General features: G+C 59.3%; 11 protein-coding genes. 7 read left to right on the forward strand and 4 right to left on the reverse strand.

All coding sequences use genetic code 11. The features are described 5' to 3' along the window. The first annotated feature begins 146 nt into the window (after positions 1-146). Complete coding sequence (locus J4E42_RS08315; protein ID WP_008038154.1) at positions 147-1,109, forward strand: LysR family transcriptional regulator; 963 nt, start codon at positions 147-149, stop codon at positions 1,107-1,109. Here the strand turns inward: J4E42_RS08315 and J4E42_RS08320 are convergent. After that, on the reverse strand, positions 1,051-1,260 hold the full coding sequence (locus J4E42_RS08320) for a PA3496 family putative envelope integrity protein (RefSeq protein WP_008030742.1): 210 nt from the start codon (positions 1,258-1,260) through the stop codon (positions 1,051-1,053). The genes J4E42_RS08315 and J4E42_RS08320 overlap by 59 nt on opposite strands. Before the next feature lie 188 nt (positions 1,261-1,448). Continuing rightward, positions 1,449-2,315: a transcriptional regulator HexR gene (gene hexR, locus J4E42_RS08325; RefSeq protein ID WP_008027445.1), complete on the reverse strand. Its 867-nt coding sequence runs from the start codon at positions 2,313-2,315 to the stop codon at positions 1,449-1,451. 352 nt (positions 2,316-2,667) lie between these two features. Here hexR and J4E42_RS08330 point away from each other — a divergent pair, with 352 nt between their 5' ends. Continuing rightward, complete coding sequence (locus J4E42_RS08330) at positions 2,668-2,982, forward strand: hypothetical protein (RefSeq protein WP_008038170.1); 315 nt, start codon at positions 2,668-2,670, stop codon at positions 2,980-2,982. Positions 2,983-3,041: 59 nt separating this feature from the next. Here the strand turns inward: J4E42_RS08330 and J4E42_RS08335 are convergent, their stop codons facing one another. After that, complete coding sequence (locus J4E42_RS08335; RefSeq protein WP_207284983.1) at positions 3,042-5,909, reverse strand: EAL domain-containing protein; 2,868 nt, start codon at positions 5,907-5,909, stop codon at positions 3,042-3,044. 258 nt (positions 5,910-6,167) lie between these two features. Between J4E42_RS08335 and uvrD the strand changes: the two genes are divergently transcribed. The 4 genes from uvrD to J4E42_RS08355 all read left to right on the forward strand — a co-directional run bounded on the left by uvrD (position 6,168) and on the right by J4E42_RS08355 (position 10,544). Then, positions 6,168-8,351, forward strand: a complete 2,184-nt coding sequence (uvrD, locus tag J4E42_RS08340) for a DNA helicase II (protein WP_008027451.1) — start codon at positions 6,168-6,170, stop codon at positions 8,349-8,351. A 156-nt stretch (positions 8,352-8,507) separates the two neighbouring features. Further along, positions 8,508-8,948: an EamA family transporter gene (locus J4E42_RS08345; RefSeq protein ID WP_007934436.1), complete on the forward strand. Its 441-nt coding sequence runs from the start codon at positions 8,508-8,510 to the stop codon at positions 8,946-8,948. Positions 8,949-9,126: 178 nt separating this feature from the next. Next, positions 9,127-9,999, forward strand: coding sequence for a Tim44 domain-containing protein (locus J4E42_RS08350; protein WP_192229995.1), 873 nt, complete (start codon positions 9,127-9,129; stop codon positions 9,997-9,999). A 137-nt stretch (positions 10,000-10,136) separates the two neighbouring features. Then, positions 10,137-10,544 carry an SMI1/KNR4 family protein gene (locus J4E42_RS08355; RefSeq protein WP_003187120.1) on the forward strand — a complete coding sequence of 136 codons (408 nt, stop codon included), beginning with the start codon at positions 10,137-10,139 and terminating at the stop codon, positions 10,542-10,544. A gap of 21 nt (positions 10,545-10,565) precedes the next feature. On the opposite strand, the gene J4E42_RS08360 is transcribed toward J4E42_RS08355, so the two are convergent. Continuing rightward, positions 10,566-12,329 carry a cation:proton antiporter gene (locus J4E42_RS08360; protein ID WP_008027455.1) on the reverse strand — a complete coding sequence of 588 codons (1,764 nt, stop codon included), beginning with the start codon at positions 12,327-12,329 and terminating at the stop codon, positions 10,566-10,568. Between the two features lie 201 nt (positions 12,330-12,530). Between J4E42_RS08360 and J4E42_RS08365 the strand changes: the two genes are divergently transcribed. Continuing rightward, positions 12,531-13,013 (forward strand): acyl-CoA thioesterase, encoded by a 483-nt coding sequence (locus J4E42_RS08365; RefSeq protein ID WP_008027457.1) that lies wholly within the window; start codon positions 12,531-12,533, stop codon positions 13,011-13,013. Positions 13,014-13,081: the final 68 nt, after the last annotated feature.

Below are 13,081 nucleotides of genomic sequence, written 5' to 3' on the forward strand. Positions count from 1 at the left end.
AGGTCGACGCGTGACCAAATGTTTCAATTCAGTCGCAGGCCCACACTAGCCCCCGCAAGGGATTAACAAAAATGATTAATTATTGGGTCAGGCATAAGTAAAGACTTATAGTTGATGCATCAGCCTGCGGCAGGAGCTTTCAGATAATGCGTAAGTCATTGATGCGTATGACGTTGCGTCAATTGCAGATCTTCAATGAGGTCTGTGATTTACGGTCTTACAGCCGTGCGGCGGACGAAATGTCGCTCACACAACCTGCCGTGAGCCTGCAGATTCGTCAACTTGAGGAGCTGATTGGTCAGCCTTTGTTCGATTACGTCGGCAAAAAACTCTACATGACCGAAGCGGCTGAAGCGCTTCAGCGGGCCAGCCGGGATATTTTCGGGCGCCTGGAAAACCTCGACATGCAGCTATCGGACATGCAGGGATCACTGCAGGGGCAACTGAAACTGGCGGTGGAATCCAGCGCCAAGTATTTCGTGCCGCACCTGTTTGCCGCGTTCAAACGTCAGCATCCGGAAGTGAACCTGCAACTGACCGTGGTCAACCGTGGGCAAGTGATCCGCCGTCTCTCCGACAACCGCGACGACCTGGTGATCATGTCCATGGTGCCGCAGGACATGGGGCTGGAGTTTCTGCCGTTCCTCAACAATCCGATCGTGGCCGTGGCGCCGCCGGATCATCCGCTGTGCCATATGGGCCCGTTGCGCTTGCAGGACCTCGAACCCTACACGCTGCTACTGCGCGAGCCCGGCTCGGGTACGCGGCTGGCGTGCGAAGAGTATTTCAAAGAGAAGCGCGTGCATTTCAACCAGACCCAAGAGGTCGCATCGGCCGAAGCCCAGCGTGAATGCGTGCTGGCGGGTCTGGGCGTCGCGCTGTTGACGCGCCACGCCCTGAACCTGGAGTTGGCGACCGGCGGACTGATCGAGTTACCGGTCGAAGAACTGCCACTGTTTCGCAGCTGGTGCCTGGTGCAGGCCAAGGCCAAACGGCTGTCGCCGGTGGCCCACGCATTCCTTGCGTTTATCCGCAGCGAACGGGTGCAGATCAGCGCCCTGGTTGAGCGTTTCGACGGGAAGTTGCGGGAGCTGCCTGCCAGTAGTTGAGTTCCAGCTCGGGAAAATCACCAATCTCGGCCAGCAACTGGCGGCGTTCGCAGCGATCTTCGATAGCGCGACGAAATTCCATGCGGCGCTGGTCTTCTTGCTGACGACGGGTTTTGACGGCGCTGTTGCGTTCTTCGTAGGGCTGGGCCATTTCGAGTCTCCCAAGGCGATTACGGGAGTTACAGGATGGGCGCGAGGGATGACGGTTTGGCGGCTTGCGCGTTACAGGCAGATGAAAGTTATCGGATTTGAAAACGCCTTCGCGGGCAAGCCTCGCTCCTACAGGTTTGCATTGTTTGTAGGAGCGAGGCTTGCCCGCGAAGACGCCCTCAAGACGAATCAGTCGTCGAGGGCTTTCACCGACTTGGGCGACAACCGCAAGCTGCGCAGGCTGCGCTTGACGCTCTTGAGGTGGTTGACCAGGCTCGGCCCGCGCGCCATGGCTACGCCCATCGCCAACACGTCGATCACCACCAAATGAGCGATGCGCGAGGTCAGCGGTGTATAGATTTCGGTGTCTTCGTGCACGTCGATGGCCAGGTTGACGGTCGACAGCTCGGCCAACGGTGTCTGGCTCGGACACAAGGTGATAAGCGAGGCACCGCTTTCACGCACCAGATTCGCGGTAATCAACAGATCCTTGGAACGCCCGGACTGGGAAATGCAGATCGCCACGTCAGTCGGCTTCAAGGTGACCGCCGACATCGCCTGCATGTGCGGGTCGGAATAAGCGGCCGCCGTCAGCAGCAACCGGAAGAATTTGTGCTGGGCATCCGCCGCCACCGCACCTGACGCGCCAAAGCCATAAAACTCGACACGCTGGGCCTGGGACATCAGCGATACCGCGCGCTGCAACTCCACCGGGTCGAGCTTCTCGCGAACCTCCATCAGGGTGTGCAGTGTGGTGTCGAAAATTTTCAGGCTGTAATCGGCGACCGAATCGTCTTCATGGATCGCGAACTGGCCGAAGCTCGCACCGGCCGCCAGGCTTTGCGCCAGCTTCAGTTTCAGATCCTGAAACCCGGAACAACCGATGGCGCGACAGAACCGCACGATGGTCGGCTCGCTGATGCCCACGCTGTGGGCCAGGTCGGCCATGGAGCTGTGCATCACCGCCGCCGGGTCAAGCAGCACGTGGTCGGCGACCTTGAGCTCCGACTTGCGTAACAGGTGGCGTGACTGGGCGATGTGTTGCAGCAGATTCAAGGGGCTGGACTCTTTGTTATTGGCAGGCGCCGGGGATGTAGCAAGCTTGTAGTTATACTACATGAATTGGCTTTTTGCCTGCTCAATGCGCAACCGAATCCCTCGTTTTCAGGCGTGCGCGCTTCATGTAGCACTCATTATCAGAGCCGCAGCGCAACCGAAGCACACCCTTAGGCTAACAACCCTCCCTGATCGACTCACTCAAAGCAGCAGGGTCTTAGTTGCTACAAGTGCAAAAAACAAAACACTCAAACTTACAAATGCAAATAACAACCCTCTTCCAAAAACAACTTCACCTAGTTACCTTGATCGTGCAGGAAGCAATCAAACTTAATTAAAGGAGTTACACACTATGAGCATTAAAACCAAAGACTGGACCGCACAAATTGACCGTATGCCTGGCGCAGCTTCTTTCCGCGCTTTCGGCACCGTAACCGTTGCACACACAGGCATTACCCCCAAGCTGGTAATGACCGATCTTCAGGATAAATCCTTTGATCTGCGACTGGAGTTGATTCTTGAAAACTCCAACGAAATTTCGCTGCAAGTTGAAACAGACAAAGTTGTCGAATATAAAGCACTGGGGGACTCTAATGTTTCCGGCGTGAGCATCTTTTATAAAGGTGAAAAAATTCACCACATCGATAAAGTTCTGATTACAAACTAAGCCTATAAACACCTTCCCGTCATTTTAGTGGCGGGAAGGTGTGATTGTGCGACACACCTTCAGTCGGCGGATTGCGCTCGCAGAAGGTCCGCCAACCCACCCGCTTCTATCGGGCGACTGATCAAATACCCCTGCACTTCATCGCAGCGCTCAGCCTGCAAAAACTCAAGCTGCTCCGACCGCTCCACGCCTTCAGCCACCACCTTCAACGACAACCCGTGGGCCATCGCAATGATCGCCCGGGTGATCGCCGCATCCACGCTCCCCTCCCCCAGGCCGCGAATGAATGCCTGATCAATCTTCACGTAATCCACCGGAATGCGCTTGAGGTAGCTCAGGGACGAATAGCCGGTGCCGAAATCGTCGATGGCCAGCTTCACCCCAAGATCACGCAGCTGCTGGAACGTCGCGATGATGTGCTCAACGCTGTCCAGCAACTGGCTTTCGGTAAGCTCCAGTTCGAGGTAGTGCGGCGCCAGCCCGGTTTCTTCCAATACCTGACGCACCAGACTGACCAGCTTGCCCTGGCGCAACTGATGCACCGACAAATTGACCGATACCCGAATCGGTTCCAGCCCCTGACGCTGCCATTCGCAGGCTTGCCAGCAGGCCTGACGCAACACGAACTCGCCGATCGGGCCGATCAGCCCGGTTTCCTCGGCCAGGCCGATGAAGTCCGACGGCGGCACGCGGCCCATGGTCGGGTGATCCCAGCGCACCAATGCCTCGGCGGCATTCAGCCGGCCTGTGGCGAGGCAAAGCTTGGGTTGGTAAAACACTTTCAGTTGTTTTTCTTCGATGGCTTTACGCAGCTGGTTTTCCAGCTGCAAGCGCTCAAGCGTGCTGGCTTGCAGACTGTCGGTGTAGAACTGGAAATTGTTGCCGCCCAAGTGTTTGGCGTGTTGCATGGCCATGTTCGACTGACTCACCAGCGCGGAGATTTCCCGTGCGTTGTCCGGCAGCATGCTGATGCCCATGGACGCGCTGACCACCAGCTCATGCCCCTCGACGGTCACCGGCAAACGCAGCTTGGCCGACAGGCGAGTCGCCACCCGCGCCAGGCTCGAAAGGTTGCCGTAAGCGTCGAACAGCACGGCGAACTCATCGCCGGACAATCGGGCGATGGTGTCTGCTTCCGGCAGTGCGTTGACCAGCCGCCGGGCCATTTTCTGCAACAGCTGATCGGCGATTTCATGGCCAAGGCTGTCGTTGAGCAACTTGAAGCGATCAAGATTGATGTGCAACAACGCCAGACTGCGCCCGCCCTGGCGCACGCGCTGATGGGCTTCACGCAACCTTTCGCGGAACAACGAACGGTTGGCCAGGCCAGTCAGTTCATCGTAGTGAGTCAGGTAGCGCATGCGCTCTTCGGATTCGCGCCGCGCCGAGAGATCGGCGAAGAAGCCGACGATATGGCTGACATTTCCCCGCGTATCGCGCACGGCGTTCAATTGCAGCCATTGCGGATACAGCTCGCCGTTCTTGCGCGTTTCCACCAGCTCGCCCTGCCAACTGCCGTGTTGCTCCAGCGCCTGATGAATCGCCCCGTAGTGGCGACGGGCATCGCGACTGCACGGCAGCTCCACGACGTTGCGCCCGAGCATGTCATCGATGTCGTAGCCCGTTAAGCGGCTGAACGCCTGGTTTACCGCGATGAGTGCGTAATTCGGATCGAAAATCATGATGCCTTCGCTGGCGGCCTCGAACACCGTCGCCGCCAGTTGCTGCTGTGCTTCCAGCATCTTGCTGGCGCTGATGTCGCGGCGGGTGCCGACCATGCGGATCACCCGACCGCCGTCACTGCGCTCCACCGCTCGACCGCGGTCCTCGATCCAGACCCAATGACCATCGCCATGGCGCACGCGGTATTCGATCTGATAGTCCTCGCTGCGGCCCTTCAGGTGCTCGACCAGTGCGCGCCTCAGCGACGGCAAGTCCTCGGGATGCAGGCGCGGCTTGAGGTGACGCAGCATGGCCGTCACGAATTCCGGCTCCAGGCCGAACAACTCCTGAATATGGGTGTGATGGACTTCGTCGGTTTGCAGGTTCCAGTCCCACAGCCCCAGTTCACTGGCCTTCAACGCCAGCGCCAGGCGCGCCTCGCTTTTGCTCAGGGCCTGGTTGGCAGCATCCAGCTCCAGGCTGCGCTGGGCGACGCGGCTTTCCAGCCCAATCTGAATTTCTCGCAACTCGTCTTCGGCACGACGGCGCTGATCGATTTCTTTGGCAAGATCTTGGTTCAACTGGTCGCTACGGCTCTGGGCCTGCTGCAAGTGCTCGATCAATGCCTGATTCTGGAAGCGGCGCAACAACCCGCGATCAATCAGCCGATTGACCTGCCAGGCGACCACGCTCAACGCCCCCAGCAAAATCAGGCCGAACCAGCCCCAGCCCTGCTCCTGCTCGTCACCGCCCCAGAACAGGTAAGCGATGGCCGGTAACAGGCACGGCAAGGTGAAGGACAGGAAGGCTGGCAGGCTGACGGCATAAGCGACGCTGGCCGAGAGGGCTGCCGCGCCGATCAGGCCGAACACCCAGGCTTGCTGGATGAAATTGTCGGCGGGCACCAGGGCGATGCCAGCGCCGGCCAGGGTCAGGCCGGTCATGGCCGAACCGAGCAAAAACATGCGACGCCAGACCGGATGGGCCTGGCGGTTGGGAATGGCGGAGTCGAAAGCGGCGACCTGAATCACCCGCAGCGCCACCAGCGACAACAGCCACACCAGCCAGACGCTGACCAGGAAGTAGCGCTGCGGACTCCAGAGCAATCCCGCACACACCAGGCCATTGATCAGCATGAACAGCGTCGGCAGCAACGAGCCTTGATAAAGCAGGCGCGTGCGCTCGACCGCCATTTCCATGGCGTACTGTTTGCGGATAACCCGGGGCTCCACAGTGGGGCCCGACAGGTCGGAGCTGAGGGTCATAGGCAATGTTCTTGTTCTTATAATGATGAGCATGAGCCCGAAACGTGGACGGAGCATACACAAGCCAATGCCCTTACCAAACTGCTCCAGATCATAATTTCTGCAAAAGCCCGGAGCCCTTTTACCCCCTGGAAACGCTGGAAGCGAGCCCCGCCAACGCCTGCAGCCAGTGACCGACCGGTCGTCCCGCGCGTATCTTTCATCGGCTAAAGCAAAGCGGGGTTTGCCCGGTGTGGCGCCGCCCCCTAGAATGCCCCGATGCGCGATGATCTCTCCCTTCTGCTGAACTCCCTCAACGATGCCCAACGCCAGGCCGTAGCTGCCTCCGTGGGTCGTCAGTTGGTCCTGGCCGGTGCTGGTTCCGGTAAAACCCGAGTGCTGGTGCACCGTATCGCCTGGTTGATCCAGGTCGAAAACGCCTCGCCCCACTCAATCCTGTCGGTGACCTTCACCAACAAGGCCGCTGCCGAGATGCGTCATCGCATCGAGCAGTTGATGGGTATTAACCCGGCCGGCATGTGGGTCGGCACTTTCCACGGCCTGGCGCACCGCTTGCTGCGGGCGCACTGGCAGGAAGCCGGCCTGAGCCAGACCTTCCAGATTCTCGACAGCGACGACCAGCAACGCCTGGTCAAACGCGTTATTCGCGAATTGGGTCTGGACGAGCAACGCTGGCCGGCCCGTCAGGCCCAGTGGTTCATCAACGGGCAGAAAGACGAAGGTCTGCGTCCGCAACACATTCAAGCCAGCGGCGACCTGTTCCTGGCCACCATGCGCAGCATTTATGAGGCCTACGAGGCCGCGTGCCTGCGCGCTGGCGTGATCGATTTCTCCGAATTGCTGCTGCGTGCCCTCGACCTGTGGCGCGATCACCCGGGTTTGCTGGCGCACTATCAGAAGCGCTTCCGGCACATTCTGGTGGACGAGTTCCAGGACACCAACGCCGTGCAGTACGCCTGGCTGCGACTGTTGGCCAAGGGCGGCGACAGCCTGATGGTGGTGGGCGACGACGATCAGTCGATCTACGGCTGGCGCGGCGCGAAAATCGAGAACATCTATCAGTACTCCGACGATTTCCCGGACGCCGAGACCATTCGTCTGGAGCAGAACTACCGCTCCACTGCCGGTATCCTCAAGGCAGCCAACGCCCTGATCGCCAACAACACCGGGCGCATGGGCAAAGAGCTGTGGACCGACGGCGGCGAAGGCGAAGCGATCAATCTGTACGCGGCGTTCAACGAACACGATGAAGCACGCTACGTGGTGGAAACCATCGAAAGCGCGCTGAAAACCGGCTTGGCTCGCAGCGATATCGCGATTTTGTACCGCTCCAACGCCCAATCCCGCGTTTTGGAAGAAGCCTTGCTACGCGAGCGCATCCCGTACCGCATCTATGGCGGTCAGCGCTTCTTCGAGCGGGCTGAAATCAAGAACGCCATGGCTTACCTGCGTTTGCTGGAAGGTCGTGGCAACGATGCAGCGCTGGAGCGGGTGATCAACGTTCCGGCACGCGGCATCGGCGAAAAAACCGTTGAAGCGATTCGCGACCATGCGCGCCACAGTGATGTGTCGATGTGGGAAGCCATGCGCCTGCTGGTTGCCAATAAAGGCCTGACCGGTCGCGCAGCGGGTGCGCTTGGCGCGTTTATCGAGCTGATCGAGAACCTCGCCGCCAAGTGCATGGAAATGCCGCTGCACCTGATGACCCAGACCGTCATCGAGCAGTCCGGTCTGATTGCCTATCACGAAGCGGAAAAAGGCGAAAAAGGCCAGGCTCGGGTAGAAAACCTTGAGGAACTGGTCAGCGCCGCACGCAACTTCGAAAACGCTGAAGAAGACGAAGACCTGACCCCACTGGCGGCGTTCCTCGGTCACGCGTCGCTGGAGGCTGGCGATACTCAGGCCGATGAGCACGAAGACAGCATTCAGCTGATGACGTTGCACAGCGCCAAAGGCCTGGAATTCCCTTACGTGTTCCTGGTGGGCATGGAAGAAGGCCTGTTCCCGCACAAAATGAGCCTGGAAGAGCCGGGGCGTCTTGAGGAAGAACGTCGTTTGGCCTACGTCGGCATTACCCGGGCGATGCAGAACCTGGTGATGACCTATGCTGAAACCCGACGCCTGTATGGCAGCGAAACCTACAACAAGGTCTCGCGTTTCGTACGTGAAGTGCCGAAAGGCCTGATCCAGGAAGTGCGCCTGTCCAACAGTGTCAGTCGCCCGTTTGGCGGTGGTCAGCAGCAGAGTTCCAGCAGCCTGTTTGGCGGCAGCGAGATTCCCGACACCGGGTTCAGCCTCGGTCAAACCGTACGGCATTCGGTGTTTGGCGACGGCGTGATCCTGAACTTCGAAGGTGCCGGCGCGCAGGCCCGGGTGCAGGTGAACTTCAGCGAAGGCAGCAAGTGGCTGATGTTGGGCTACGCCAAACTGGAAGCGATCTAAGGGTTGTCGGCTTTTCTGTAGGAGCGAGCCTGCTCGCGATTGAGGGCGCCGCGGTTTATCCGGAAAACCGTGGTGCGGCTATCGCGAGCAGGCTCGCTCCCACAGGGGTTTGTGGTTAATCCACCTCGGCAGGTTGATCTTATAAAGGCGCGAACCATGGGCTCAGGTTTCTTTTCTTCCTGGACATTCTGGGCCCTGATGTCGGCAGCTTTTGCCGCCATGACCGCGATCTTTGCCAAAATCGGCATCGAAAACGTCAACTCCGACTTCGCCACGTTGCTGCGCACCGTGGTGGTGTTGGTCAGCCTGGCCTTGATTTTGTACGCCACGGGCCAATATCAGTCATTAGGATCGATCTCGGCCAGGAGCTACCTGTTCCTGCTGCTGTCGGGACTGGCCACCGGTGCCTCGTGGATCTGCTACTTCCGCGCATTGAAACTGGGGCCGGCCTCGCTGGTCGCTCCGGTGGACAAACTCAGTGTGGTGCTGGTGGCGGTGCTCGGCGTGATCCTGCTGGGTGAAAAACTCGACCTGCGCCAATGGGGCGGAATCGGCCTGATCACGGCCGGTGTGGTCATGCTTGCGCTACGACGCTAGGCCCCTTCCTACAGAACCTATCCACTCGTCCTACGGACCAAAGTTAACAGGCCTTATTGCCCTGACTGAAGCTGAACACGACCTGTCAGGCAAAAGCCCGAAACACTCTGCCGCTAGCCAGTAACACTTCAGCTGTGCAACATGGCGCGCGTGCCATCCACAAATGGGAATTCCCTTTATGAAACGTTTTCTTAGCATCGCCATGGCGTTGTGCATCGGCCTGACGATGAGCCTCGACGCCAACGCCAAGCGCTTTGGTGGCGGCAAGAGCTCCGGCGCTGCGCCGACTCACCAGACCAGCCAAATGGCTCCTTCTTCTGCTGCAGGTGGCGCTGCTGCCACTGCGGGCGCGGCCGGTGCCGCTGGCGCTGCCGCCAAGGCCGGCGGTGCTTCGCGCTGGCTCGGCCCTCTGGCCGGTATCGCGGCCGGTGGCCTGCTGGCTTCCATGTTCATGGGCGGCGGCTTCGAAGGCATGCAGATCTTCGACATCCTGATCATGGCCGTCATTGCCTTCCTGGTCTTCCGTTTCATCGCCGCTCGTCGTCGCAAGCAACAGGAGCACCTGGCTCCGGCTGGCGCACCGATGCAGCGTGAAGTGTTCGAGCAGAAGCCAAGCGCCATGGGTTCGATCTTCGGTGGTTCGGCCGCTCCGGCTGCCGCTCGTCCGGTCATCAACGCGCCAGCCTGGTTCAATGAAAAGAACTTCATTGAAGCGGCCCGCAACCACTTCCAGTCCCTGCAGCAACACTGGGACGCCAACGAAATGGACAAGATCGCCGAGTTCGTGACCCCGCAGCTGCTTGAGTTCCTCAAGCGCGAACGTGCCGATCTGGGTGAGGGCTTCCAGTCCACCTACATTGATAACCTCAATGTTCAACTGGATGGCGTCGATGATCGCGCCGACAAGACCATCGCCACCCTGACCTTCAGCGGCGTGTCGAAAACCTCGCGTTTCGACCAGGGCGAAGTGTTCAGCGAAAGCTGGAACATGGAACGTCCACAGGGTGAGAACCAGCCTTGGCTGGTTGCCGGTATCCGCCAGAACGGCTGAACCGACCTGCGTTAAATGTGTCGCAACAAAAACCCCGGCCTCGGCCGGGGTTTTCTATTTCACGGTTGCATCTATAGCGAGCTACTGTATAAACCGCCCCAACTAAACCGCGCCATACAAGCAAGAGGATCCCGGACGTGGAAGAAATCATCGAACAACTGCGTGAAGCCAACGAACCGGTACCGGTCCCCTTGGAGCTGCCCGACGAAGATCTGCTGGTCGAAATCGAAGAACAACTGTTCATCGACATCCCATTTGTTTTCAGAGAATTTTTGCTGACCGTCAGCGACGTGGTCTACGGCAGCCTGGAGCCGGTGACCGTCACCGACCCGCAATCCCACACCTACCTGCCGGACGTTGCCGCCAACGCCTGGGACGCCGGTGTCGATCGCAGCCTGATCCCGATCTGCCAGGACGGTGACGACTACTACTGCGTCGAAGAAGACGGCACTGTAGTGCTGTGGCAAGCCGAAGAAGAGCTGATCGCCGAAGAAACCTGGGAATCGGTGTGGCACTGGGCGCGAGACGTCTGGCTGGAAAGCTGAGCCGTCTGACGCGCCGCGTGGTCAATGCCCCGAAGATTCCTTGTGATTGTCCAGGGTTTCCAGCAAGGCCACCTGCATCCGCGTGTGCACGCGGATGAACCAGCGCCAGAGCAGCGCCGCCACGGCGGCCGCGACCACGACAATCAGCACCAGCAACTTGTTGGTCGGCAGAATACTGGCCGACAAGGCTGCCAACAGCAGGAAGATCACCAACAGCGAAAGGATCGGGATCACCTCGGCGATCACCCGACGCACTCGCTGCGTGTGACGGCCGGCCATCTCCGGTTTCACGCCCATCTCCGCCAACAACATCGACAGCGCCTTGAGCTTGCGATAGGCGGCGATCAGGAACGGCAGCGACAACAGCAATGCCCCGCCCCAGATCAACGCCTTCTGCCAGCTTGGGTCGCTGATCCAGTCCTGCAAATAGGGAGACATCCGCTCGGCAAAAAAAGCGCCCGAGAAGAAAATCGCAATCACCAGCGCCAGATTGACCCCCACCTGCAACAGAATCCTCCGGATCATCGACGCCAATAGCGCGCCCTCGCCCTGAGGCTGGATGCTGCGCAGCCATTCGCCATACATCCCCAATACGCGGCCCAACCGCTGCGGCATCACGCCAGCCAGTTTGATCGACAGCGGATCAGCCGCGCGGATCAGATACGGCGTCAGCAGCGTAGTGATCACCGACACCGCCACGGCGACCGGGTACAGGAAGTTGCTGGTGACCTGCAGGGTCATCCCCAGTGCCGCGATGATGAAAGAAAATTCGCCAATCTGCGAAAGCCCCATTCCCACGCGCAGTGAGGTGCGTCCGTCATTGCCAGCGATAAAGGCTCCGAGGCCACAGGACAGCATCTTGCCGAGTACCACCGCGACGGTAATGACTGCGATTGGCCAGGCGTATTGCAGCAGGATCATCGGGTCGAGCATCAGCCCGATGGCGACGAAAAAGATCGCACTGAACAGGTCGCGAACCGGCTCGATCAGGCGCTCGATCTTCAGCAATTGCCGCGACTCGGCCATGATCGCGCCAATCAGGAACGCGCCGAGCACCATGCTGTATTCAAGCTTGACCACCAACAGGCAGAAGCCGAAACACAGGCCCAGCACGGTGATCAGCAGCATCTCGTTGCTTTCGAATTTGGCCACGTAGGCCAGCAGGCGCGGCACCAGCAGAATCCCGATTACCAGCGCGACGATCATGAACAGCGAGAGCTTGCCGACCGTGGAAAACACTTCGCCGGAACTGACCGTGCCACTGACCGCGATGCTCGACAGCAAGGCGATGATGCCGATGCCGAGGATGTCCTCGACGATCAATACGCCGAAAATCAGCTGCGCGAAACGCTCGTTTTTCATCTTCAGGTCATTGAGTGCCTTGACGATGATGGTGGTCGATGAGATGGCCAGGATCGCGCCAAGGAACAGCGAGTCCATGGTGTTCCAGTCGAACCAGCGGCCGATTTCGTAGCCGATCCAGATCATCAGCACGATTTCCAGGAACGCCGCGATAAACGCCGTGGCGCCGACCTTGAACAGTTTGCGCAGGCTGAACTCCAGGCCCAGGCAGAACATCAGGAAAATCACCCCGAGTTCGGCGAGGGTCTTGATGGTTTCTTCGTCGTGGATCAGGCCGAAGGGTGGCGTGTGCGGGCCGATGATGAACCCGGCGACGATGTAGCCGAGGACGACCGGTTGTTTGAGGCGGTGAAACAGTACGGTCACCACGCCTGCGACCAGCATGATCACTGCCAGATCCTGAATAAAACTGATGGCATGCATGGCGTGGGGCTCCTTAAGGTCGACTTTCGGAGGTTAACACCGCGACTTCCGTCAGAAAGGCGGTGCAATATATGGAAACAGATCGATCCGGCGTGACGGCGATCACCCGCCCGGCGTCCCGATAACTGTGGTTTGAAAAAACCGAACAGGCACCCGCAGAGGTGCACTCCTCCGAAACCTGCCTTGAACCGTGAGAACGTTATGGAACCCGGAAACGCCCAGCTGTCGATGACGGTACTGATGACTCCCGACATGGCCAACTTCTCTGGCAATGTCCACGGCGGCACCTTGCTCAAGTACCTGGACGAAGTGGCCTACGCCTGCGCCAGCCGCTATGCCGGCCGCTACGTGGTGACCCTGTCGGTGGATCAGGTGATTTTTCGCGAGCCGATCCATGTCGGCGAACTGGTGACCTTCCTGGCGTCGGTCAACTACACCGGCAACACCTCCATGGAGGTCGGCATCAAGGTGGTGACCGAAAACATCCGCGAGCGCTCGGTGCGCCACACCAACAGCTGCTTCTTCACCATGGTTGCGGTGGATGACGACCGCAAACCGGCCGCCGTACCGCCGCTGCAACCGCAGAACAGCGAAGACAAACGCCGCTACATGCAGGCCCAGCAGCGTCGGCAGATTCGTCAGGAGTTGGAAAAGCGGTATCAGGAGATCAAGGGCGACGCCTGATACGTTTGACCGTTAAATCGCATTCGCGGGCAAGCCTCGCTCCTACAGGGATCGCATACAAACTGTAG

It is taken from the genome of Pseudomonas sp. FW300-N2A2, assembly GCF_017351735.1.
Classification (GTDB): domain Bacteria; phylum Pseudomonadota; class Gammaproteobacteria; order Pseudomonadales; family Pseudomonadaceae; genus Aquipseudomonas; species Aquipseudomonas migulae.

Bases quoted from the DNA above. Each gene is read 5' to 3' on its own strand.
- J4E42_RS08365 (WP_008027457.1), top strand. From the start codon at position 12,531: ATGGAACCCGGAAACGCCCAGCTGTCGATGACGGTACTGATGACTCCC.
- J4E42_RS08360 (WP_008027455.1), bottom strand. From the start codon at position 12,329: ATGCATGCCATCAGTTTTATTCAGGATCTGGCAGTGATCATGCTGGTC.
- J4E42_RS08350 (WP_192229995.1), top strand. From the start codon at position 9,127: ATGAAACGTTTTCTTAGCATCGCCATGGCGTTGTGCATCGGCCTGACG.
- J4E42_RS08330 (WP_008038170.1), top strand. From the start codon at position 2,668: ATGAGCATTAAAACCAAAGACTGGACCGCACAAATTGACCGTATGCCT.
- J4E42_RS08345 (WP_007934436.1), top strand. From the start codon at position 8,508: ATGGGCTCAGGTTTCTTTTCTTCCTGGACATTCTGGGCCCTGATGTCG.
- J4E42_RS08320 (WP_008030742.1), bottom strand. From the start codon at position 1,260: ATGGCCCAGCCCTACGAAGAACGCAACAGCGCCGTCAAAACCCGTCGT.
- uvrD (WP_008027451.1), top strand. From the start codon at position 6,168: ATGCGCGATGATCTCTCCCTTCTGCTGAACTCCCTCAACGATGCCCAA.
- J4E42_RS08335 (WP_207284983.1), bottom strand. From the start codon at position 5,909: ATGACCCTCAGCTCCGACCTGTCGGGCCCCACTGTGGAGCCCCGGGTT.
- J4E42_RS08315 (WP_008038154.1), top strand. From the start codon at position 147: ATGCGTAAGTCATTGATGCGTATGACGTTGCGTCAATTGCAGATCTTC.